Source organism: Bacteroides sp. M10 (genome assembly GCF_014334015.1).
Classification (GTDB): Bacteria; Bacteroidota; Bacteroidia; order Bacteroidales; family Bacteroidaceae; genus Bacteroides; species Bacteroides intestinigallinarum.
On the sequence record NZ_CP060488.1, the window covers coordinates 6,229,276 to 6,250,565 of the forward strand.

Here is a 21,290-nt window from a genome sequence, read left to right on the forward strand (position 1 = left end):
AAGTTATCTCCTAATAAAGTGATTCTCCCAACAAAGTAAAAATCAGTCCGGCAAGGGATACCAGCATTACAATACTTCCTACAACACGATTCAGTATCCAGATACCACGCAAGTTGAATTTAGTGCGCACTTTGTTCACAAAGTAAGTAATCCCCAACCACCAGGTCAATGCCCCTATAGCAATAGCAACATAGCCTGTGATTTCTTCGAACACCAGAACTCCCGGCTGCACAAAAGCAAAACGGGCGAAAAGTCCGATAAACAGGAAGATTATCAAGGGATTGGAGAGAGTGACGAAAAATGCGGTAATAAAGTTATGGAAATAAGAACCTTTGCTGGAGGAAGCCGGACGAATGGACTGCACCGGGTTGCTACGAAAGGTATATATACCAAAAAGGAGTAGCATGATGCTCCCCAATAATTGCAGATAGAAAATATTCTTATTAATATAATCGAACACAAAGCTCATCCCGTAGCCGGTGAGCAAAGCGTATGCTATATCGCTCAAAGAGGCTCCCAGACCTGTTACAAATCCATACCAACGCCCTTTATTCAAAGTCCTCTGGATGCATAATACGCCCACCGGACCGAGGGGTGCGGACACAACAACGCCAATAATAAAGCCTTTCACTAATATATCGAATATGGTCTCTATCTGAATCATGTCGCAAATATCGCACTTTTTTGTGATATGGGGATAGTATATTAACGTTTTTTCCACACAAGAATCACTATATATAGCGATAATAAGTAAAACGTACATCGAAAATAAACATATTAAATAAGGTATAGGAATTTATTCTCTATTTTTTTCCTACCACCAACGAAATTGATTATCTTTGCGCCACAGAAAAAGAGAAGAGTTTCTCCTGCAGGAACTTCAATCGTAAAATCGTAAATCGTAAAATCGTAAATATACAACATGATTCTTTTTTTCAGAACCCCTTCCAAGAGCGTGATTGCCGTAGAGAGCAACCATCAGCTCACCCCTGACGAAAGTAATAAACTCTGCTGGCTTTTTGGCGAAGCCGTGATGGAAAGTGAAGAAAACCTGAAAGGCTGTTTCGTTGGCCCACGCCGCGAAATGATCACTCCCTGGAGTACAAACGCAGTAGAAATCACCCAGAACATGGGGCTCGAAGGCATAAGCCGCATCGAGGAGTACTTCCCTGTTAAGGACGAAAATGCCGATTACGACCCGATGCTCCAGCGCATGTACAAAGGACTCGACCAAAACGTATTCACGACAAACCGTCAGCCGGAACCGATCATCTACATTGAAGATCTCGAAGTGTACAACGAAAAAGAAGGTCTGGCTCTTTCCAAAGAAGAAATGGACTACCTGAAGAAAGTAGAAAAGGACCTCGGACGGAAACTGACCGACTCTGAAGTATTCGGTTTCGCACAAATCAACTCCGAACACTGCCGCCACAAAATTTTCGGCGGAACGTTTATCATCGATGGTGTAGAGCAGGAATCTTCTCTGTTCCAGATGATTAAAAAGACGACACAGGAAAATCCGAATAAAATAATCTCTGCTTATAAAGATAATGTAGCCTTCGCCGAAGGTCCGGTTGTAGAACAGTTTGCTCCGGCAGATCATTCAAAACCTGATTTCTTCCAGATAAAGGACATCAAGAGTGTTATCTCACTGAAAGCGGAAACTCATAACTTCCCTACTACTGTAGAACCGTTCAATGGTGCTTCTACCGGTACCGGTGGTGAAATCCGCGACCGTATGGGTGGCGGTAAAGGTTCATGGCCGATTGCAGGTACTGCTGTCTACATGACTTCTTACCCGCGCACAGAAGAAGGACGCGAATGGGAAGAGATTCTTCCGGTACGCAAATGGCTATACCAGACTCCGGAACAGATTCTAATCAAAGCATCCAATGGTGCTTCCGACTTCGGTAACAAGTTCGGCCAGCCGCTGATCTGCGGTTCGGTACTGACTTTCGAACATACGGAAAACAAAGAAGTTTATGGTTACGACAAAGTAATCATGCTTGCCGGTGGTGTTGGTTACGGTACACAACGTGACTGCCTGAAAGGCACACCGGAAGCAGGAAACAAAGTGGTAGTAATCGGTGGTGACAACTACCGTATCGGACTGGGTGGCGGTTCCGTATCTTCTGTTGATACCGGTCGTTACAGCAGTGGTATCGAGTTGAATGCCGTGCAACGTGCCAATGCAGAAATGCAGAAACGTGCCAACAACGTCGTACGCGCTCTTTGTGAAGAAGAAGTGAATCCGGTGGTTTCTATCCATGACCACGGTTCTGCCGGACACGTAAACTGTCTGTCCGAACTCGTGGAAGAATGTGGTGGTTTGATCGACATGAGCAAGTTGCCTATCGGTGACAAGACTTTGTCTGCCAAAGAAATCATCGCTAACGAAAGTCAGGAACGTATGGGTCTGCTGATTAAAGAAGAGGCTATTGAACATGTACGTAAAATTGCCGAACGCGAACGCGCTCCGATGTACGTAGTCGGTGAAACAACCGGCGATCATCGTTTCGCTTTCCAACAGGCTGACGGTGTACGTCCGTTCGACCTTGCCGTAGAACAGATGTTCGGTTCTTCTCCCAAGACATATATGACAGACAAAACAGTGGAACGTCATTACGAAATGCCGAAATACGAATTGTCTAAACTACATGAATATCTGACAAATGTATTGCAGCTTGAAGCTGTAGCCTGCAAAGACTGGTTGACAAATAAGGTAGATCGTTCGGTAACAGGTAAAGTGGCTCGTCAGCAATGCCAGGGTGAACTTCAGTTGCCGTTGAGTGACTGTGGTGTCGTAGCACTCGACTACCGTGGCGAAAAAGGTATCGCTACCTCTATCGGACATGCTCCGCAAGCAGCATTGGCTGATCCGGCTGCCGGCTCTATTCTTTCTGTATCCGAAGCACTAACCAATCTGGTTTGGGCTCCAATGGCAGAAGGTATGGACAGTATTTCGCTGTCTGCCAACTGGATGTGGCCTTGCCGCTCTCAAGAAGGTGAAGATGCCCGTCTTTACACAGCTGTCAAAGCATTGAGCGATTTCTGCTGCGCACTGCAAATTAATGTTCCTACCGGAAAAGACTCTCTGTCTATGACACAGAAGTATCCGAACGGTGAGAAAGTGATTTCTCCGGGAACTGTGATTGTTTCTGCCGGTGGTGAAGTTTCCGACGTGAAGAAAGTGGTATCTCCGGTATTGGTTAACAATGAAAAGACTACACTTTATCATATTGATTTCAGCTTCGATGAACTGAAACTGGGTGGTTCGGCTTTTGCACAATCTCTGGGTAAAGTTGGTGACGAAGTACCTTGCGTACAAGATGCCGAATATTTCCGTGATGCTTTCCTTGCCGTACAGGAACTTGTCAACAAAGGCCTGATCCTTGCCGGACACGATATTTCTGCCGGTGGTTTGATTACTACATTGCTCGAAATGTGCTTCTCTAATGTAGAAGGCGGTATGGAAATCAGCCTCGACAAGATGAAGGAACAGGATATCGTTAAAATTCTGTTTGCTGAAAATCCGGGTATCGTTATCCAGATCAGCGACAAGCATAAGGATGAAGTGAAGAAGATTCTGGAAGATGCCGGCGTAGGCTATATGAAGTTGGGTAAACCGACTGACGAACGTCACATTCTAGTATCTAAAGATGGAGCTACTTACCAATTCGGTATCGATTATATGCGCGATGTGTGGTATTCTTCTTCTTACCTGCTCGACCGCAAACAATCTATGAACGGTTGTGCTAAAGCACGTTTCGAGAACTACAAGATGCAGCCTGTTGAATTTGCTTTCATGCCGGAATTCAAAGGTAAGCTTTCTCAATATGGTATCACTCCGGATCGTCGCACTCCAAGCGGTATCCGCGCAGCTATCATCCGTGAGAAAGGCACAAACGGTGAACGCGAAATGGCTTACTCACTCTACCTGGCAGGTTTCGACGTGAAAGACGTGACGATGACCGACCTCATCAGCGGACGCGAGACACTGGAAGATGTAAACATGATCGTTTACTGTGGCGGTTTCTCTAACTCCGACGTATTGGGTTCCGCTAAAGGATGGGCAGGCGCATTCCTGTTCAACCCGAAAGCTAAAGAAGCATTGGATAAATACTATGCACGCGAAGATACATTGTCATTAGGTGTCTGCAACGGTTGCCAGTTGATGATGGAACTCGACCTTATCAACCCGGAACTGAAGAAGAAAGGCAAAATGTTGCATAACAACTCGCACAAGTTCGAATCACGCTTCCTCGGCCTTACTATCCCGACTAACCGCAGTGTGATGTTCGGCTCTTTGAGTGGAAGTAAACTGGGTATCTGGGTAGCTCACGGAGAAGGAAAATTCTCTTTGCCGTATGACGAAGATAAATACAATGTAGTAGCGAAATACAGCTATGACGAATATCCGGGCAACCCGAACGGCTCCGATTATTCTATCGCAGCACTGGCTAGCGCAGACGGACGTCACCTGGCTATCATGCCGCACCTGGAACGTTCAATCTTCCCATGGCAAAACGGTTGTTATCCGGCCGACCGCAAGAACAGTGATCAGGTTACTCCATGGATAGAAGCGTTTGTCAATGCTCGCAAGTGGGTGGAAGCGAAAATGAAATAAATCATTTCTATACTCTACAGAGGCTGGTACTTTCAATAGTGTCAGCCTCTTGTTTTATTAAACTTTCCGCTCTACCGAAAGGCGTTTGGCAGATACCAAAACACCGAAAACAAACAGTATATACCAATAGCTATCAAATAGTCTGTTTTCTTCATTTTTGGAGCGCTGTTATCTTTCACCAAAATTTTGTAATATCGGAAAATCTTCTTAATTTTGTCAAACTTTCCCCCTCATAAAAGATTCAATAACCCTTAAAAGTCCTATTTGTATGAAAAAATGGCTTTTTCTAATCTTATTGTTTCCTCTAACTTGTGTCGCGCAGACGTATCGATATCTTGGAGTGGAAGATGGGTTAAGTAACCGGCGGGTATACTGCATTCAAAAAGATAAAACCGGATACATGTGGTTCCTCACACACGAAGGTATTGATCGATACAATGGAAAAGAGTTTAAACGATATAAGTTAATGGATGGTGACGCAGAAGTGAACTCTCTGTTAAATCTAAACTGGCTTTATATCGACCAAGAAGGAGTTTTATGGGAAATCGGAAAAAAAGGAAAAGTATTCCGATATGACCAAATTCACGATTGCTTCAGCCTTGTATATAAATTACCAATGGATAGTTTCAGCGAACAGCCGGACCCGGTCACTTATGCCTGGCTCGACCAGAACAAACACATCTGGTTGTGTAATAAGGATACCATCTTCCTCTATAACACGGAAACTCAACAAGTCACCCATATAAAGAATGATATAAGTGAAGACATCACAGATATTGAACAGATAGACGAATCACATTTCTTCATCGGTACGGAAATGGGTATTCATTATGCCAAACTAGAAAATAGCACACTGGAACTTATCAATTGTGATAAGTTGGAGAGTGTGAAAGTTCAGGTTGTCGATTTACATTTCGACAAAAAGATTCGTAAACTATTCATCGGAACTTTCCTGCGGGGAATCATGATTTACGATATGAATACCAAATCTGTCATACGCCCCGAACAGAACCTGAAGAATATTAGTATCACACGATTCAAACCGCTAAATGACAAAGAGTTATTGATAGCTACAGATGGCGGAGGAGTACACAAGATGAATGTGGATACTTATCAAATCGTACCCGAAATTGTAGCTGATTACAATAGTAATTGTGGCATGAACGGTAACAGTATCAATGACATTTTTGTAGATGATGAAGAACGGATATGGCTGGCTAATTACCCCATCGGAATCACGATACAAAATAACCGTTATACGAGCTACAAATGGATTAAGCACTCCATTGGCAATAAGCAGTCTTTAATCAATGACCAAGTGAACTCCATTATCGAAGACAGAGACGGAGATTTATGGTTCGCAACGAATAATGGCATCAGCTTTCTTAATTCAAAGACCGGACAATGGCGATCGATACTTAGCTCTTTTGAAGAGTCGCAAAGTAATAAAAGCCACATCTTTCTTACTATATGCGAAGTGGCTCCCGGAACTATCTGGGCAGGCGGGTACTCTTCCGGTGCTCACCAGATAGATAAAAAGACATTCAACGTCAGCTATTTCATGCCGCCTTTGTACACTCATACAAACAAGCGGCCGGATAAATATATACGTGATATCCGTACAGATATGCAAGGGTATATCTGGTCGGGAGGATTCTACAACCTCAAACGTATTAATCTGAAAACGCAGGAAGTACGGTTTTATGATGGATTAAATTCCATTACCGCCATCGTTGAGAAAGATGAAAAAAGTATGTGGATCGGTAGTGCCACCGGGCTATGTCTTTTAGATAAAGAATCCGGTAAATTCGAGCGTATAAAACTTCCGGTAGAATCGAGTTATATCTACTCCCTGCACCAGGCAAAAGATGGATCATTATATATAGGTACCAGCGGATCGGGACTCTTGATTTACGATATTAACAAAAAACTATTCACTCATTACCACACAGAAAACTGTGCTTTAATATCCAATAATATCTATACTATATTATCGGATGCGGACAGAGACATACTGATGAGTACAGAAAGCGGACTGACAAGCTTTTACCCTAATGAAAAGAAATTCTACAACTGGACCAAAGATATGGGATTGATGACTACACATTTCAATGCACTGTCGGGTGTTCTCCGGAAAAACAATAAATTTATTTTAGGGAGTTCGGACGGAGCTGTGGAATTTGATAAGGACATGAAATTGCCCAGAGGTTATTCTTCTAAAATGATTTTCAGCGATTTCAAGATTTTCTATCAGACAATCTACCCGGGCGATGAGAATTCTCCGCTGAAAGCAAGCATCAATGATACAAAGGTATTGAATTTAAAATACAATCAGAATATATTCTCTTTGCAGGTTTCTTCTATCAACTATGACTATCCTTCCAACATTCTTTATTCCTGGAGACTGGAAGGTTTCTATGATGAATGGAGCAAACCCGGAACGGAGAATACGATTCGTTACACCAATCTTGCCCCGGGCACATATACGCTAAGAGTACGCGCCATTTCCAATGAAGACAAACGCATCATGCTTGAAGAAAGAAGTATAGATATTATCATAGCCCAACCTTTCTGGTTGACATTCTGGGCCATGCTGGTTTATACAGCTATCCTTTGTCTCATTGCCATCGTCCTATTGCGTATCCTGATTTTAAGAAAGCAGCGTAAAGTCTCCGACGAGAAAATACATTTCTTTATCAATACGGCACATGATATCCGTACCCCATTGACGCTTATCAAAGCACCTTTGGAAGAACTACGTGAAAAAGAAGAGTTGAGCAAAGAAGGTATTTCGAACATGAATACGGCATTACGAAACGTTAACGCCCTACTGCGCCTGACGACCAATCTTATCAACTTTGAGAGAGCGGACGTATATTCTTCCGAGCTATATATTTCAGAGCATGAACTCAATACGTTTATGAATGAAATATTCAATGCATTTCAACAGTACGCCAACATCAAACATATCAACTTCACTTATGAAAGTAATTTCAGGTATATGAATGTATGGTTTGATAAAGAGAAAATGGAGTCTATTTTTAAGAACATCATTTCGAATGCATTGAAATATACTCCCGAAAATGGGAATGTACAGGTTTTCGTTTCTGAATCAACAGATTCATGGAGCGTGGAAGTCAGAGACACGGGAATCGGAATTCCGGCTAACGAACAAAAGAAGTTGTTCAAGCTCCATTTCCGCGGCAGCAATGCTATCAACTCCAAAGTAACGGGAAGTGGTATCGGTCTGATGCTTGTATGGAAGTTAGTCCGTTTGCACAAAGGAAAGATCAATCTGTCAAGTATCGAAAACCAAGGATCAGTTATCAAAATAACGTTCCCCAAAGATAGCAAGCGTTTCCGGAAAGCACATCTGGCAACTCCGAGCAAACAGCGTATAGAAATCGAAAACGTTCCGTCTTCATCGCCTGAAATTTACGAAAACGCACAGAAGAAAGAGAACATAAATCATCGTCGTATCTTAATTGTGGAAGATAATGATGAGTTGCGCAACTATCTGTCGCAAACGCTATCCGAAGAATATATCGTACAGGTTTGTTCCAATGGAAAAGAAGCACTGACGATTATTCCCGAGTACAAACCGGAGCTGGTTATTTCAGACATTATGATGCCGGAAATGCGGGGTGATGAATTATGCCAGGCTATCAAGAACAATATCGAGACTTCCCACATCCCCGTTATCCTGCTGACTGCTTTGAATAATGAGAAAGATATTCTCTCGGGACTTCAGATTGGTGCGGATGAATACGTTGTGAAGCCATTCAACATTGGTATATTGAAAGCAAATGTGGCCAATCTATTGGCTAATCGTGCACTCTTGCGCAGCAAATACGCAAATCTGGATCTGAATGATGAGGAAAATGATGAAGACTGCATTAACTGTTCACAGGATATTGACTGGAAGTTTATTGCAAACGTCAAAAAGAATGTGGAAGACAACATCGACAATCCGGCTCTGACTGTAGATGTGTTATGCAGCCTGATGGGAATGAGTCGCACAAGTTTTTACAATAAATTAAGGGCATTAACCGATCAGGCACCGGGAGATTATATCCGGCTGATTCGTCTGAAACGTGCCGTACAATTACTAAAAGAAAACACACATAGCATAACAGAAATTGCAGAAATGACGGGATTCAGTGATGCCAAGTACTTCCGCGAAGTATTTAAGAAGCATTTTAATGTAAGCCCCAGTCAGTATGGCAAAGAGAAAAAAACAGCTAGTAAGGAAGGAGGAGAAAAGAAAGAATGAACATTTATCTCGAAGCATTTGGAATCTTTTTTAAAATAGGCGCCTTTACCATTGGAGGAGGGTATGCAATGGTGCCACTGATTGAAAATGAAATTGTCACCAAGCGAAAATGGATTGCGCAGGAAGATTTTATAGACCTGTTAGCTATCTCCCAATCCGCTCCGGGAATTCTGGCAGTCAATATTTCTATCTTCATAGGATATAAACTGCGTGGCATCCGGGGAAGTATTATCACAGCATTGGGAACTATTTTGCCGTCTTTCATTATTATATTAGCTATCGCCCTGTTCTTTCATAGTTTCCAAGATAATCCGATAGTGGAACGTATTTTTAAAGGAATCCGCCCGGCAGTGGTGGCACTTATCGCGGCGCCGACCTTTACCATGGGACGATCCGCAAAAATCAACCGCTACAATCTGTGGATTCCTGTTGTCTCGGCATTATTAATCTGGCTGTTGGGCTTCTCCCCTATCTGGATTATCATTGCTGCCGGTGTAGGAGGGTTCCTGTGGGGAAAACTTAGAAAAGTTGAGAGTTGAGAGTTGAGAATTGAGAAGACACGGATTACACGGATTAACGCTATCATTTTACAGATTCATAATTTCCAAAACCGCGAAATCCGTGTAATCCGTGCCTAAAATTATTATATAATAAATTATTAATCACATGATTTACCTACAGTTATTCTATACATTTTTCAAAATCGGCCTCTTTGGTTTCGGAGGTGGGTACGCCATGCTTTCCATGATTCAAGGTGAAGTGGTTACCCGTTACGGATGGGTGAGTTCACAGGAGTTTACTGATATTGTAGCAATCAGCCAGATGACTCCGGGACCTATCGGCATTAATGCAGCGACCTATGTAGGGTTTACTTCTACCGGAAGTGTTTGGGGTTCCATCATTGCAACCTTTGCAGTGGTCCTCCCCTCTTTTATCTTGATGCTGACCATTAGCAAGTTCTTTTTAAGGTATCAGAAACATCCTGTGGTGGAATCTATCTTCGACGGGCTGCGCCCGGCAGTAGTAGGACTACTCGCTTCCGCTGCGCTAGTATTAATGAATGTAGAAAATTTCGGCTCGCCTACGAAAGATACTTATTCATTCGTCATCAGTATCATTATATTCCTGATCGCTTTCATCGGAACAAGAAAATACAAAGCCAATCCGATATTAATGATTATCGGCTGCGGCATTGCAGGATTACTACTTTATTAGTTGATAGGTGATAGGTGATAATTGATAGTTAGCTGCGCTATGCTGCATAGTCACTTTCAATTATCAACTATCACCTATCAACTATCAAATAATCAAAGTTTCAACTTCTTACTTACAGACTTGGATTCATTATGCAAGCGATCTAAAGCTGTCACTACATAACGGCATTTTGTTTTCCCTGTTTCATAAGGAAGTTTATAGAATGGATTCCGCGTGATAGCTACAATATGAGAAGGATCGTCCAAATCCACCTTTTCTTTACCGTCAAAACGATAGACTACATATTGAACTGCCTTATCCATCTCTGTATCAGCTTTCGGAGCTGTCCAGAAAAGGATATAGCCATCTTCTGTCCATACCTTTTTCATTTTACGTACCTTGCCCGGAGCTTTATCATCCATAAAATCAAAGACTGGAATCAAAGCAGGATATTTATGATATTCACTGATTAAAGCATCGCGATATCTACCCTGGTTCTCAACAACAGCTGCCGCATACCATTGACAGCTACCTCCGATTGTTTGGTAAGCACGTTGCAAAGCCATCTTGCGGGGAAGCTGATTGATAGAAGGATTCTGCGGATCGGCAAACTGAACTGTCTTTGGCACCGACTGACCAATGAACAACGGCCGGTTTTCCGAATGAGTAGCCCACCATTTCACCAGTGTCTCATAGTCGGCAGCTTTGTGGCCAATCTCCCAGTAAATTTGCGGAATATTATAATCAATCCATCCTTCACGTGCCCAAAGGAGTACATCGGCATAAAGATCATCATAGTTCTGCAAACCATTAGTGTTACTTCCCAACGGATCGCTCTTCTGATTACGATAAATACCGAACGGACTGATACCAAACTTCACCCATGGCTTGATGCCACGAATCGTTTCGTGAAGCTTCTTTATCAACACATTCACATTACTACGACGCCAATCTGCCTTATTGGTGAAACCTCCACCATAACGGGCGAAACTTGCATCATCCGGAAAATCCAATCCATTAACCGGATAAGGATAGAAATAATCATCCATGTGAATAGCATCTACATCATAACGAGACACAATATCGGTCACGATTTTACAGATATGCTCCCGGCTTTCAGGAAGTGCCGGATCGAAATATAACTGATCGCCATAAGTAACAAACCATTCCGGATGCTGGTGATAAATATGCTCCGGTGCCAACTTATTCTTTAATGAGGTCTTCACGCGGTAAGGATTGATCCAGGCATGAAATTCCATATTCCGTTTCTGACATTCTTCAATCATAAACTGCATCGGATCCCACATAGGAGAAGGCGTCTGACCTTGCGTTCCTGTCAGGAAACGGCTCCACGGCTCATGCTGGGAAGCATATAATGCATCCGCCTCAGGGCGTACCTGAAAGATGATTGCGTTAATGCCGGCTTCCTGAAGAGAGTTCAACTGACTAACCAATATTTGTTTCAGTCTCTCTGTGGGAATGCCACGAAACTGACCGTTAACAGCTTGTATCCACGCTCCACGGAATTCACGTTTAGGATATTTATTGCCTGATGGCACCTGTGCCCTCACTCCTACCACCAGAAGAAGAGCTAAAAGTAAAAGATAGTTTTTCAGCTTCATAATATTCTTAAATCGTAATAATGTGACGCAAAGATAATACAAACTCCCGATAAATTCGCTAACTTTGCCGACTACCATAAAAAAGGAGTATTTTATGTCAGAAAACAACTATATTTCGATCAAAGGCGCACGCGTCAACAACCTAAAAAACATCGATGTAGATATTCCCCGCAACAAACTTGTTGTTATCACCGGATTATCGGGTTCGGGAAAATCATCTCTTGCTTTTGATACGCTCTACGCAGAAGGACAACGCCGCTACGTGGAAAGTCTAAGCAGTTATGCGCGCCAGTTTCTGGGACGAATGAGCAAACCGGAATGTGACTTTATCAAAGGGATTCCTCCCGCCATTGCTATCGAACAGAAAGTGAACAGCCGCAATCCCCGTTCTACCGTGGGCACCTCGACTGAAATTTACGAATATCTACGCCTGTTATATTCGCGGGTAGGGAAAACGTATAGCCCCATCAGCGGACAAGAAGTGAAGAAGCACTCTACAGAAGACATTGTCAACTGCATGCTCTCATACCCGGAAGGTACAAGATATACGGTACTGACACCTATCCGCCTGCGTGAAGACCGCACCTTGCAACAACAACTGGAAATAGACCTGAAACAAGGGTTCAACCGTATCGAAGTGAACGGTGAAATGAAGCGTATTGATGAATATACGCCTGTGGCAGGTGATGAAGTATATCTACTGGTGGACCGTATGGCGGTTGCCAATAGCAAGGACGCCATCAGCCGACTGACCGATTCTGCCGAAACAGCCATGTATGAAGGTGACGGAACCTGTATGCTGCGTTTTTATCTATCAGACGGAACCACAAAGTTACATACTTTCAGCACTAAATTCGAAGCAGACGGTATCATCTTCGAAGAGCCGAATGACCAGATGTTTTCATTCAACTCTCCTATCGGTGCTTGCCCTGTATGTGAAGGATTCGGTAAAGTGATCGGTATTGATGAGCATTTAGTTGTTCCGGATCGTTCCTTATCCGTATATGAAGGTGCTATCGTATGCTGGCGAGGTGAAAAGATGGGTGAATGGAAAGAAGAACTGATTCACAATGCGGATAAATTCGACTTCCCGATTTTCACTCCCTATTATGAGTTGACAGATGCGCAACGCCGTTTACTTTGGGAAGGCAATCAATATTTCCATGGCATCAATGATTTCTTCAAGATGCTGGAAGAGAATCAATATAAGATACAATACCGGGTAATGCTGGCACGTTACCGCGGAAAGACACTTTGCCCGAAATGCCACGGCACTCGCCTGAAACCGGAAGCCGGATATGTCCGGGTGGGTGGAAAAAACATTTCCGAACTGGTAGATTTGCCTATCACAGAACTGAAGGAATTCTTCGATCATTTGGAACTGGACGAGCACGACAGCAACGTATCCCGACGTATCCTGGTTGAAATAAATAGCCGGATTCGTTTTCTAATTGATGTAGGTTTGGGCTATCTGACTTTGAACCGGCTTAGTAATTCTTTATCGGGTGGAGAAAGTCAACGTATCAATCTGGCAACTTCACTGGGAAGTAGCCTTGTTGGTAGCCTTTATATTCTCGACGAGCCAAGTATCGGACTGCATAGTCGTGATACGGACCGTCTGCTCCATGTGTTGCGTCAACTGCAACAATTAGGCAATACGGTAGTAGTGGTAGAGCACGACGAAGAGATCATCCGTGCTGCAGATTACATTATTGATATAGGTCCTAATGCAGGACGTCTGGGTGGAGAGGTTGTTTACCAAGGCGATATGAAGGATTTGAAGAAAGGAAGCAACAGTTACACGGTACGTTATCTTTTGGGAGAAGATGAAATTCCCGTTCCGGAACATCGCCGGCCGTGGAATAATTATATAGAATTGAAAGGCGCACGTGAGAATAACCTGAAAGGAGTAAACGTACGTATCCCACTTAATGTGATGACAGTCGTTACCGGTGTTTCCGGTTCCGGAAAGAGTACATTAGTGAGAGACATTTTCTTCCGGGCATTGAAACGTGAATTGGATGAATGCAGTGACCGTCCGGGAGAGTTCTCCTCAATCGGAGGAAGTTTGCGCGACCTGCGGAATGTAGAATTTGTAGACCAGAACCCTATTGGAAAATCATCACGTTCTAATCCGGTGACTTACATCAAAGCCTACGACGAAATTCGTAAACTGTGGTCTGAACAACCGCTAGCTAAACAAATGGGGTATACTCCCGGATTCTTCAGTTTCAACAGTGAAGGCGGACGTTGCGAAGAATGTAAGGGGGAAGGAACCATCACCGTAGAAATGCAATTTATGGCAGACTTAGTGTTGGAGTGTGAATCTTGTCACGGAAAACGGTTCAAGTCTGATACACTGGAAGTGAAATTCAACGATAAAAGCATCTACGATGTGTTGGAGATGACCGTCAATCAGGCGGTTGAGTTCTTTAACGAACATGGACAAAAGAAAATTGTGAAGAAGTTACTTCCTTTGCAGGACGTAGGACTGGGATATATTAAATTAGGACAGTCGTCTTCCACTCTTTCCGGTGGTGAAAACCAACGTGTCAAACTGGCATTCTATTTGAGCCAGGAGAAAGCCGACCCGACGATGTTTATCTTTGACGAGCCGACTACCGGACTTCATTTCCATGATATTCGCAAACTTCTGGATGCTTTCGACGCACTGATTCGCCGGGGACACAGTATCGTTATCATTGAACATAATATGGATGTCATCAAATGTGCCGATTATGTAATCGATCTCGGACCGGAAGGCGGAGATAAGGGTGGAAACATTGTAGCAGTGGGCACCCCGGAAGAAGTTGCCGCTTGCGGAGCAAGTTATACAGGACAATTCTTGAAAGAAAAACTTTAATAGTTGATAGTTGATAAATGATAGATGATAGTTGGCTGCGCAATATTTGCTGCATGGTAATTCTTACCTATCATTTATCATCTATCATTTATTATCTATCATTTATCAACTATTTAAAAGTAGAATCCGAATCCTATCTTCACACCAAAACGTGAATTATCGGAGTCATCAAAACGCCATTTATAATAAACAGCCGGTTCGATGGTTACTGTTTTGGAAAGAAAGTACGCATATCCGGCTTCAATGCCCAATCCCCAATCATTGTTATGGCCACCACCTTTGTAACGGACACGTTCCCAATCAAAACCACCTCCGAGATAAATCCCCGTTGTATTGAAATAGCAACGCATTCCTGTACCCAGTGTATATGTATCCTTCGGTTGCGACCAGTCTGCTCCAAGATTTACCATCAATGCAAAACCATCTGCCAAAAACGTACCGGCTTGCGCACCAATACCAAACTTAGCATCATCATTTTTACTGTAAGAAAAATCCAGTCCTGTGACGGAAGGGTTGAGAATCATCGTTCCTTTCTCAAATTGTGCCTGTGCAGTGAAAGAGACTGCCAATAAGCAAAGTGCCAAAGCTAATTTCTTCATAAACTTATTTTTTTAAGTGAATAGATTGTTCGTCTTTTTTGCGGCGTTCACGCATTTGTTCCTTTTTCCGAAGCACTAGCCAAAGAAGAAGAACGATAACATAAGAACCCGCCACCGTCAGGATTTTCTCTGTCTGGCTGACTTCCGTATTACGTGGCAACAGATAAGCCGCTGTTACCGAAACATAAATAAGGAATGCAATTGCCACTCCTGTCGATTTTCTTATTTTCTTCATTCTGATAATTTTCTTGTTTTTTGCTTGCTCATCCAGATATAGAACCAAATCACTGCAACGATCACACACGTTATGCCAACGCCATAGGAAACAGTGTGTGAAAGTCCCAATCCTTCGGGAGCAATACATATATAAGTAGAACATACGCATGTCATAAACAGTGCCGGTATCAAGGTAATGATATAAGATTTCTTAGATACCACCAAAAAAATCGTTATAGCCCACAGGGTAAACACAGCCAATGTCTGGTTTGCCCAAGCAAAATAACGCCATATCATATTAAATCCGTTTGCATCACGCAAGCTATACAAAAGCAGACCGATAGCAACTACAAACATAGGAATGCAAATGTACAAACGACGGCGCATACTTTTTTGCTCCATCCCCAAAAAGTCCGCCACAATCAGACGGGCAGAACGAAAGGCCGTATCTCCCGAAGTAATCGGAGCGGCAATGACTCCCAAAATAGCAAGCACTCCACCGATTGCCCCTAACCATTCTTTTGTAATAGCATCAACAATAACGGAAGCATTGCTTTCTTCCATTCCATTCTCATGGAAAAAGTAAGTAGCGGCAGCCGCCCAAATCAAAGCAACAATACCTTCTGTAATCATCGCTCCATAAAATACCGGACGTCCATGCCGTTCCGAAGTCATGCAACGAGCCATCAAAGGACTTTGTGTAGCATGAAAACCGGAGATGGCACCACATGCAATACTCACAAACATAATCGGAAAAATAGGAAGCTCACTCGCTTCGGGGTTTGTATTTTGCAATCCATCCCAAAGTTCAGGCAAAGCCGGATGGTTAACGTAAAGCATTACCAAGATGCCGACTGCCATAAACAACAGGGCAACCGCAAAGATCGGATAAATCTTACCGATGATTTTATCTACAGGAAGCAAGGTTGCCAGAATATAATAAGCAAACACAACAACAATCCAAAACGTAGTATCCAAATGTTCCGGAGTGAGTTTAGCCAATAGCCCGGCAGGACCTGCTACGAAAACGGAACCTACCAGAATCATTAAAATAACAGTGAATCCTCTCATCACCTGCTTGGTAGTCAGTCCCAAATAACGACCTATTATTTCCGGCAGGCTTTCACCTCCATTACGCAAAGAAAGCATTCCGGCGAAATAATCATGCACCGCACCGGCAAAAATACTTCCCAACACAATCCACAAGTATGAAGAGCTACCGAATTTCGCTCCCATGATTGCTCCGAAAATAGGACCTAATCCGGCAATATTAAGAAACTGAATCATGAAAATCTTCCAGGTGGGCAATGGAATATAGTCCACTCCATCAGCCTTGGTAAGAGCCGGTGTTTTACGGTCATCAGGACCAAAGACGCGTTCCATCAGGCGTCCATACGTAAAATAGCCTACTATCAGTGCCAGCAGGCATAGAGTAAATGTAATCATAGCGTGTCTTTTTTTAACTTGGCAAATGTAACATAATCTCACGAAACAGCCCAACAATACCGACACTTTTACTAACTTTGCAGGGATTTAAAACAAAAAATAAAGAATATGCGCCTAACTATTTTCATTCTTTCACTTTTGTTTCCTTTCCTCACAATTGCCGCACAACCCAAACACGAAGTTCGTGCGGCATGGGTCACAGCTGTGTACGGACTGGATTGGCCTCGTACACGTGCAACAACTCCCCAAACAATTCGCAAACAGAAAGAAGAGTTAATAGGTATTCTTGATAAGTTGAAGGCTGCCAACTTCAACACTGTCCTATTTCAAACCCGTACACGTGGAGATGTATTATATCCTTCAGCAATCGAACCATTCAATTCAATCTTAACTGGAAAGACAGGAGGAAACCCCGGCTATGATCCACTGGCTTTCGCCGTTGAGGAATGTCATAAACGGGGAATGGAATGTCACGCCTGGATGGTAACTATTCCACTGGGGAATAAGAAACATGTTGCTTCGCTCGGAAGTCAGTCCGTCACCAAGCGGATGAAAGATATCTGCGTCCCTTACAAAAGTGAATATTTCCTCAACCCGGGGCATCCGGCTACGAAAGAGTATTTGATGAAACTGGTACGGGAAGTCGTAAGCGGTTATGACGTGGACGGAGTACATTTTGACTATCTGCGTTATCCGGAGAATGCTCCCCTTTTCCCCGATAAATATGATTTCCGCCGATATAATAAAGGACGTACGCTGGATCAGTGGCGCCGGGATAATATCTCCGAGATTGTACGTTATATATATAAAGGTGTAAAAGCGATGAAGCCTTGGGTAAAGGTAAGTACCTGTCCGGTAGGAAAATACCGGGATACATCACGTTATCCTTCCCGTGGATGGAATGCTTTCTTTACCGTTTACCAGGACCCACAAGGCTGGATGGGAGAAGGGATTATGGACCAGATTTATCCGATGATGTATTTCCAGGGAAACAATTTCTATCCTTTTGCTCTTGACTGGCAGGAACAAAGTAACGGACGACAGGTGGTTCCGGGACTTGGCATTTATTTTCTTCATCCTGATGAGGGTAAATGGACACGTGACGAAATTGATCGTCAGATGAACTTCATCCGCAGTCAGAAAATGGCAGGTGAAGGACATTACCGGGTGAAATATCTTATGGAAAATACACAAGGTATCTACGATGAATTGGCTGAAAATTTCTATGCATATCCGGCTTTACAGCCTCCTATGCCGTGGCTGGACAATGTTCCGCCTACGGCTCCATCCAAACTGAAAACAACGAATATCAACAATGGATATACGGAATTAAAGTGGCAGGCTGCTACTGATAATGATTCGCGTAATCAGCCGATGTATGTTATTTACGCATCAAATGAATATCCGGTAGACATCAGCCGACCGGAAAACATTGTTGCACAGGGTATTCGGGATACAAATTATATCTATGCTCCTATCCTACCCTGGAATACAAAAAAACATTTTGCCGTTACAGCCGTAGACCGTTACGGAAATGAAAGTGCAGCGACGCAGGAGGCACAGAGGGACAAGTAGTAAGAAGCGAGGTGACAGGTAATAACAGCCGTCTCTTTAAGTTATTATTTACAGCCTATTCCCAAGAACTGTCGCGGAATGGATATGATATACAAAGGCTCCTGCAAAAACCTTTTGCAGGAGAAGCTGAAGTTGACAGAAAGATGGGATGTTTAATTCCTAGACCGATCTCTGTCCCAAGTTATTTTTTAAACGTTACATAGTTATTTGGATTTGCGTGGTAACTGCTAAATAACCATAAAGGGCTGACTCCTGCAAATGGAATCAGCACTATTTTTTAAGCCTAGCGAATATTTATCGGACAGCAATAATATAAAATCAAAGAGGAATAATAACTTTATGTTCCTTCTGATTTCTAAAAATAACAAACTCTACATTTTTGCGTGTGTTCACGTTTTTCAACACCTCTTTCATGTCACCTAAATGATTGACCGGTTTTCCATTTACACTAAGAACAGCATCATTCGGAGCAATAAAATCTCTGACCGGACTTCCTAAAGCATCTACAGAAACGACATAAACTCCCCGTTCCATATCCATACCTGTAGCGGAACGTTCTTCCAATGTATTCAAACTCTTAAACGTTACTCCTTTCCAAAGCATTATTTTAGCAGCATCCAAAGCATTATCCGTCACAAGCGGAACAGGCATTACAGGACTTTCAGCCAACTGTTTCAGATGGGAAGACAACACTCCGAATTTATTCATCGAAAAATTACGGAATCCTCCTTTGATTATGGCTTCCGAATCATCTGCTACATTAAAATTACCTTTCGTAGCATCCATAAACCTGATTGTAGTTACTATAGAATGAACATCCCCACCAAGTTGGCGAGCCGCAAGATATGCCAGGCTGTCTGTAAAGATATTATAGTCTACCTCTCTCCCCCAGCCATACACCCTTATAGGTTTATATTTGGTCATTACAATATTACGTGAAAAGACATCTCCGCTATTTTTAAACCACAAATGTGGGTGTAGAGTATTATTGACGATAATATTATTTTCAACAGTCCGATAAAAACCTTCACGCAATTTAATACCACCATTCAAACAAAGATTATTGTAGATTTGGTAATTACTGGAGCCATCATCCAAATCTATATCCCATCCCCTATCACAACGTAATCGATTATGGCGGATAATGATAGGTTCGACCACATCTGCCAAAATCAATGCCGGGTTTTCATCTGTTATCTGCGTCATTACATTATACTTCGGATGCCAGAAACGGTCACGTCCCCAAGAGTTGATAGTTCCATGATCACCTGTTTCTTTTACAGTATCAAAAATATCATTATGCTCGATAATATGTCCTCCCCATGTGCCTTCACTGATATTAATTCCGGCACGAGGAGTATCATAAATACTGTTATGGCTTATCGTTATATTACGACACATGGAAAGCTCCACGCCAGTTATCTGCTTTTCAAACAAACCAATAGTGCATATCAGATTATCATAAACCTCACAATAAGCAGGATGATTGCCATTCCGAGGACCTTTTGCATAATCCATCTTATCCAAAGGAACAAACTCACCGTACGTAAAACTCGGTGAACGAACTCCTTCCACATCCCCTACAAAACAAATTGCACTGGCTCCAATAAAAGTCAGGTAAGAACCTGTCACTGACGAATAGCGATTATATTTATCAAAAAAAACACCATTTCCTCCCACGTTACGGATATAACAATTATGCAGGTTACATTTCTCCGTTCCCCTGAAAACGACGGCTCCTCCCCGGTATATTGTCCAGTCCGAACGAAGCAGAGGCTCGTAATGTTCCATAAATGTCCGTATCGTTTGCGTTAGTTCAATCCCTTCAATGGTTATATTCTTCACAGGCTTGGATGGAGTTCCCGCAAATTCAATCAAGTTTTTAAGTTGCGGAGTTTCAAACGCCAATTCATTTATCTTTTCATCAGGTAGAGGATAATAATACAACCAACCTTCTTTTCTATCATAGTACCACTCTCCCGGAGCATCCAGTTCTTCGAAGATATTCTCTACCATCCTGTTTTCATGATGGATCCCCATTGGCCTGTTATTCTGCCAACCACCTTCCAATTGCAACTCTCCCTTTTTATTCTTACCTATAATACGATAATGAAAATCACCCCAATCATGACTATGCATAGCATGAAGGTAACCTCCTTCCGGATGTTTCCACTTTTTCACTCGTTCCGGATCTGTTGCCAAAGCAGATGTGCCATTAAAGCGAACTGCATTTTCATCGTAATTAGGGTAACGTGCCATAGACCTCAAATCTCCGTTTACGATAAGCATATCCATAACCGGATTCCCTTTCACAGCAGCCCGCATGATACCATTTTTGTATTTTTCCCATTTCAGATTCAAACCAACTCCACTCGATATGACAGCTTTCTCTCCGGGATAATTTTTTATTATTAATTCTTTCGCATCATTACCATCATCAGAGGTCAGCACCAAAGGCTTATCTAAAATGTATTTCCCTTCCCTTAAATAAATTGTAGTACAATTCTTATCTGTTCGAGCTTTTTCGACAGCTTCATGAATTAAATGGAAAGGAGCGGCCTTACTGCCATCTCCACCCGATGATGCGTGAGGAGAAACGTAGTATATTGATTGAGCATAAATACCCAGAAATGGTATTGTGGACAGTAAAAGAAGTACTGTTTTTATCCTTTGTGTTTTCATATGGCATGATAATTTGGCTATATCCATGAGCAAAGATAGCCTAAATGAAATACTTAATTAACAAAAAAATGAAACTTTAATAACTTTACGTATCATAAAAGAAATGGTATGGGGCTCATATCAGAAATAATCAATCCCATACCATTCCAGTTTCCTGAAAAAAGAGTCAATTCATAAATTTACCTCTATATCA

12 protein-coding genes are annotated in these 21,290 nt (G+C 42.5%); 6 read left to right on the plus strand and 6 right to left on the minus strand.

The window, feature by feature from the left end; all coding sequences use genetic code 11:
- Nucleotides 1-10: 10 nt before the first annotated feature.
- Nucleotides 11-664, minus strand: coding sequence for a LysE family translocator (locus tag H8796_RS23265; protein WP_008774798.1), 654 nt, complete (start codon nucleotides 662-664; stop codon nucleotides 11-13).
- A 258-nt stretch (nucleotides 665-922) separates the two neighbouring features.
- On the opposite strand from H8796_RS23265, the gene purL reads away from it, so the two are divergent.
- The 4 genes from purL to H8796_RS23285 all read left to right on the plus strand — a co-directional run bounded on the left by purL (nucleotide 923) and on the right by H8796_RS23285 (nucleotide 10,115).
- On the plus strand, nucleotides 923-4,627 hold the full coding sequence (gene purL / locus H8796_RS23270) for a phosphoribosylformylglycinamidine synthase (protein WP_117937376.1): 3,705 nt from the start codon (nucleotides 923-925) through the stop codon (nucleotides 4,625-4,627).
- A gap of 268 nt (nucleotides 4,628-4,895) precedes the next feature.
- Nucleotides 4,896-8,900, plus strand: coding sequence for a response regulator (locus H8796_RS23275; protein WP_117937374.1), 4,005 nt, complete (start codon nucleotides 4,896-4,898; stop codon nucleotides 8,898-8,900).
- Nucleotides 8,897-9,439, plus strand: a complete 543-nt coding sequence (locus H8796_RS23280) for a chromate transporter (RefSeq protein WP_117937373.1) — start codon at nucleotides 8,897-8,899, stop codon at nucleotides 9,437-9,439. Before H8796_RS23275 ends, H8796_RS23280 begins: the two co-directional genes overlap by 4 nt.
- Nucleotides 9,440-9,566: 127 nt before the next feature.
- Nucleotides 9,567-10,115, plus strand: a complete 549-nt coding sequence (locus tag H8796_RS23285; protein ID WP_074637856.1) for a chromate transporter — start codon at nucleotides 9,567-9,569, stop codon at nucleotides 10,113-10,115.
- Between the two features lie 92 nt (nucleotides 10,116-10,207).
- Here H8796_RS23285 and H8796_RS23290 read toward each other — a convergent pair whose 3' ends face one another.
- Nucleotides 10,208-11,794 (minus strand): glycoside hydrolase family 10 protein, encoded by a 1,587-nt coding sequence (locus H8796_RS23290; RefSeq protein WP_187343885.1) that lies wholly within the window; start codon nucleotides 11,792-11,794, stop codon nucleotides 10,208-10,210.
- 16 nt (nucleotides 11,795-11,810) lie between these two features.
- Here H8796_RS23290 and uvrA point away from each other — a divergent pair, with 16 nt between their 5' ends.
- The gene (gene uvrA, locus H8796_RS23295; protein WP_117937369.1) at nucleotides 11,811-14,579 is read left to right on the plus strand and encodes an excinuclease ABC subunit UvrA; all 2,769 of its coding nucleotides are present in this window, start codon (nucleotides 11,811-11,813) and stop codon (nucleotides 14,577-14,579) included.
- A 113-nt stretch (nucleotides 14,580-14,692) separates the two neighbouring features.
- On the opposite strand, the gene H8796_RS23300 is transcribed toward uvrA, so the two are convergent.
- The 3 genes from H8796_RS23300 to H8796_RS23310 are packed head-to-tail and all read right to left on the minus strand — an operon-like array spanning nucleotide 14,693 to nucleotide 16,840.
- On the minus strand, nucleotides 14,693-15,178 hold the full coding sequence (locus H8796_RS23300) for an outer membrane beta-barrel protein (protein ID WP_117937367.1): 486 nt from the start codon (nucleotides 15,176-15,178) through the stop codon (nucleotides 14,693-14,695).
- Between the two features lie 4 nt (nucleotides 15,179-15,182).
- A complete protein-coding gene (locus H8796_RS23305; protein ID WP_117937365.1) occupies nucleotides 15,183-15,413 on the minus strand; it encodes a hypothetical protein in 231 nt (76 codons plus the stop codon).
- Nucleotides 15,410-16,840 (minus strand): carbon starvation protein A, encoded by a 1,431-nt coding sequence (locus H8796_RS23310; RefSeq protein ID WP_117937363.1) that lies wholly within the window; start codon nucleotides 16,838-16,840, stop codon nucleotides 15,410-15,412. The genes H8796_RS23305 and H8796_RS23310 overlap by 4 nt, the downstream gene beginning before the upstream one ends.
- Before the next feature lie 108 nt (nucleotides 16,841-16,948).
- Between H8796_RS23310 and H8796_RS23315 the strand changes: the two genes are divergently transcribed.
- Entirely contained in the window at nucleotides 16,949-18,415 is a 1,467-nt protein-coding gene (locus H8796_RS23315; protein WP_117937361.1) for a glycoside hydrolase family 10 protein, read from the plus strand.
- A gap of 318 nt (nucleotides 18,416-18,733) precedes the next feature.
- On the opposite strand, the gene H8796_RS23320 is transcribed toward H8796_RS23315, so the two are convergent.
- Complete coding sequence (locus tag H8796_RS23320) at nucleotides 18,734-21,097, minus strand: PDZ domain-containing protein (RefSeq protein WP_117936004.1); 2,364 nt, start codon at nucleotides 21,095-21,097, stop codon at nucleotides 18,734-18,736.
- Between the last annotated feature and the right edge of the window lie 193 nt (nucleotides 21,098-21,290).

What these genes read in the sequence shown, in the direction of transcription:
- H8796_RS23265 (WP_008774798.1), bottom strand. Translation starts at nt 664, where the DNA reads ATGATTCAGATAGAGACCATATTCGATATATTAGTGAAAGGCTTTATT.
- purL (WP_117937376.1), top strand. Translation starts at nt 923, where the DNA reads ATGATTCTTTTTTTCAGAACCCCTTCCAAGAGCGTGATTGCCGTAGAG.
- H8796_RS23275 (WP_117937374.1), top strand. Translation starts at nt 4,896, where the DNA reads ATGAAAAAATGGCTTTTTCTAATCTTATTGTTTCCTCTAACTTGTGTC.
- H8796_RS23280 (WP_117937373.1), top strand. Translation starts at nt 8,897, where the DNA reads ATGAACATTTATCTCGAAGCATTTGGAATCTTTTTTAAAATAGGCGCC.
- H8796_RS23285 (WP_074637856.1), top strand. Translation starts at nt 9,567, where the DNA reads ATGATTTACCTACAGTTATTCTATACATTTTTCAAAATCGGCCTCTTT.
- H8796_RS23290 (WP_187343885.1), bottom strand. Translation starts at nt 11,794, where the DNA reads ATGGTAGTCGGCAAAGTTAGCGAATTTATCGGGAGTTTGTATTATCTT.
- uvrA (WP_117937369.1), top strand. Translation starts at nt 11,811, where the DNA reads ATGTCAGAAAACAACTATATTTCGATCAAAGGCGCACGCGTCAACAAC.
- H8796_RS23300 (WP_117937367.1), bottom strand. Translation starts at nt 15,178, where the DNA reads ATGAAGAAATTAGCTTTGGCACTTTGCTTATTGGCAGTCTCTTTCACT.
- H8796_RS23305 (WP_117937365.1), bottom strand. Translation starts at nt 15,413, where the DNA reads ATGAAGAAAATAAGAAAATCGACAGGAGTGGCAATTGCATTCCTTATT.
- H8796_RS23310 (WP_117937363.1), bottom strand. Translation starts at nt 16,840, where the DNA reads ATGATTACATTTACTCTATGCCTGCTGGCACTGATAGTAGGCTATTTT.
- H8796_RS23315 (WP_117937361.1), top strand. Translation starts at nt 16,949, where the DNA reads ATGCGCCTAACTATTTTCATTCTTTCACTTTTGTTTCCTTTCCTCACA.
- H8796_RS23320 (WP_117936004.1), bottom strand. Translation starts at nt 21,097, where the DNA reads ATGAAAACACAAAGGATAAAAACAGTACTTCTTTTACTGTCCACAATA.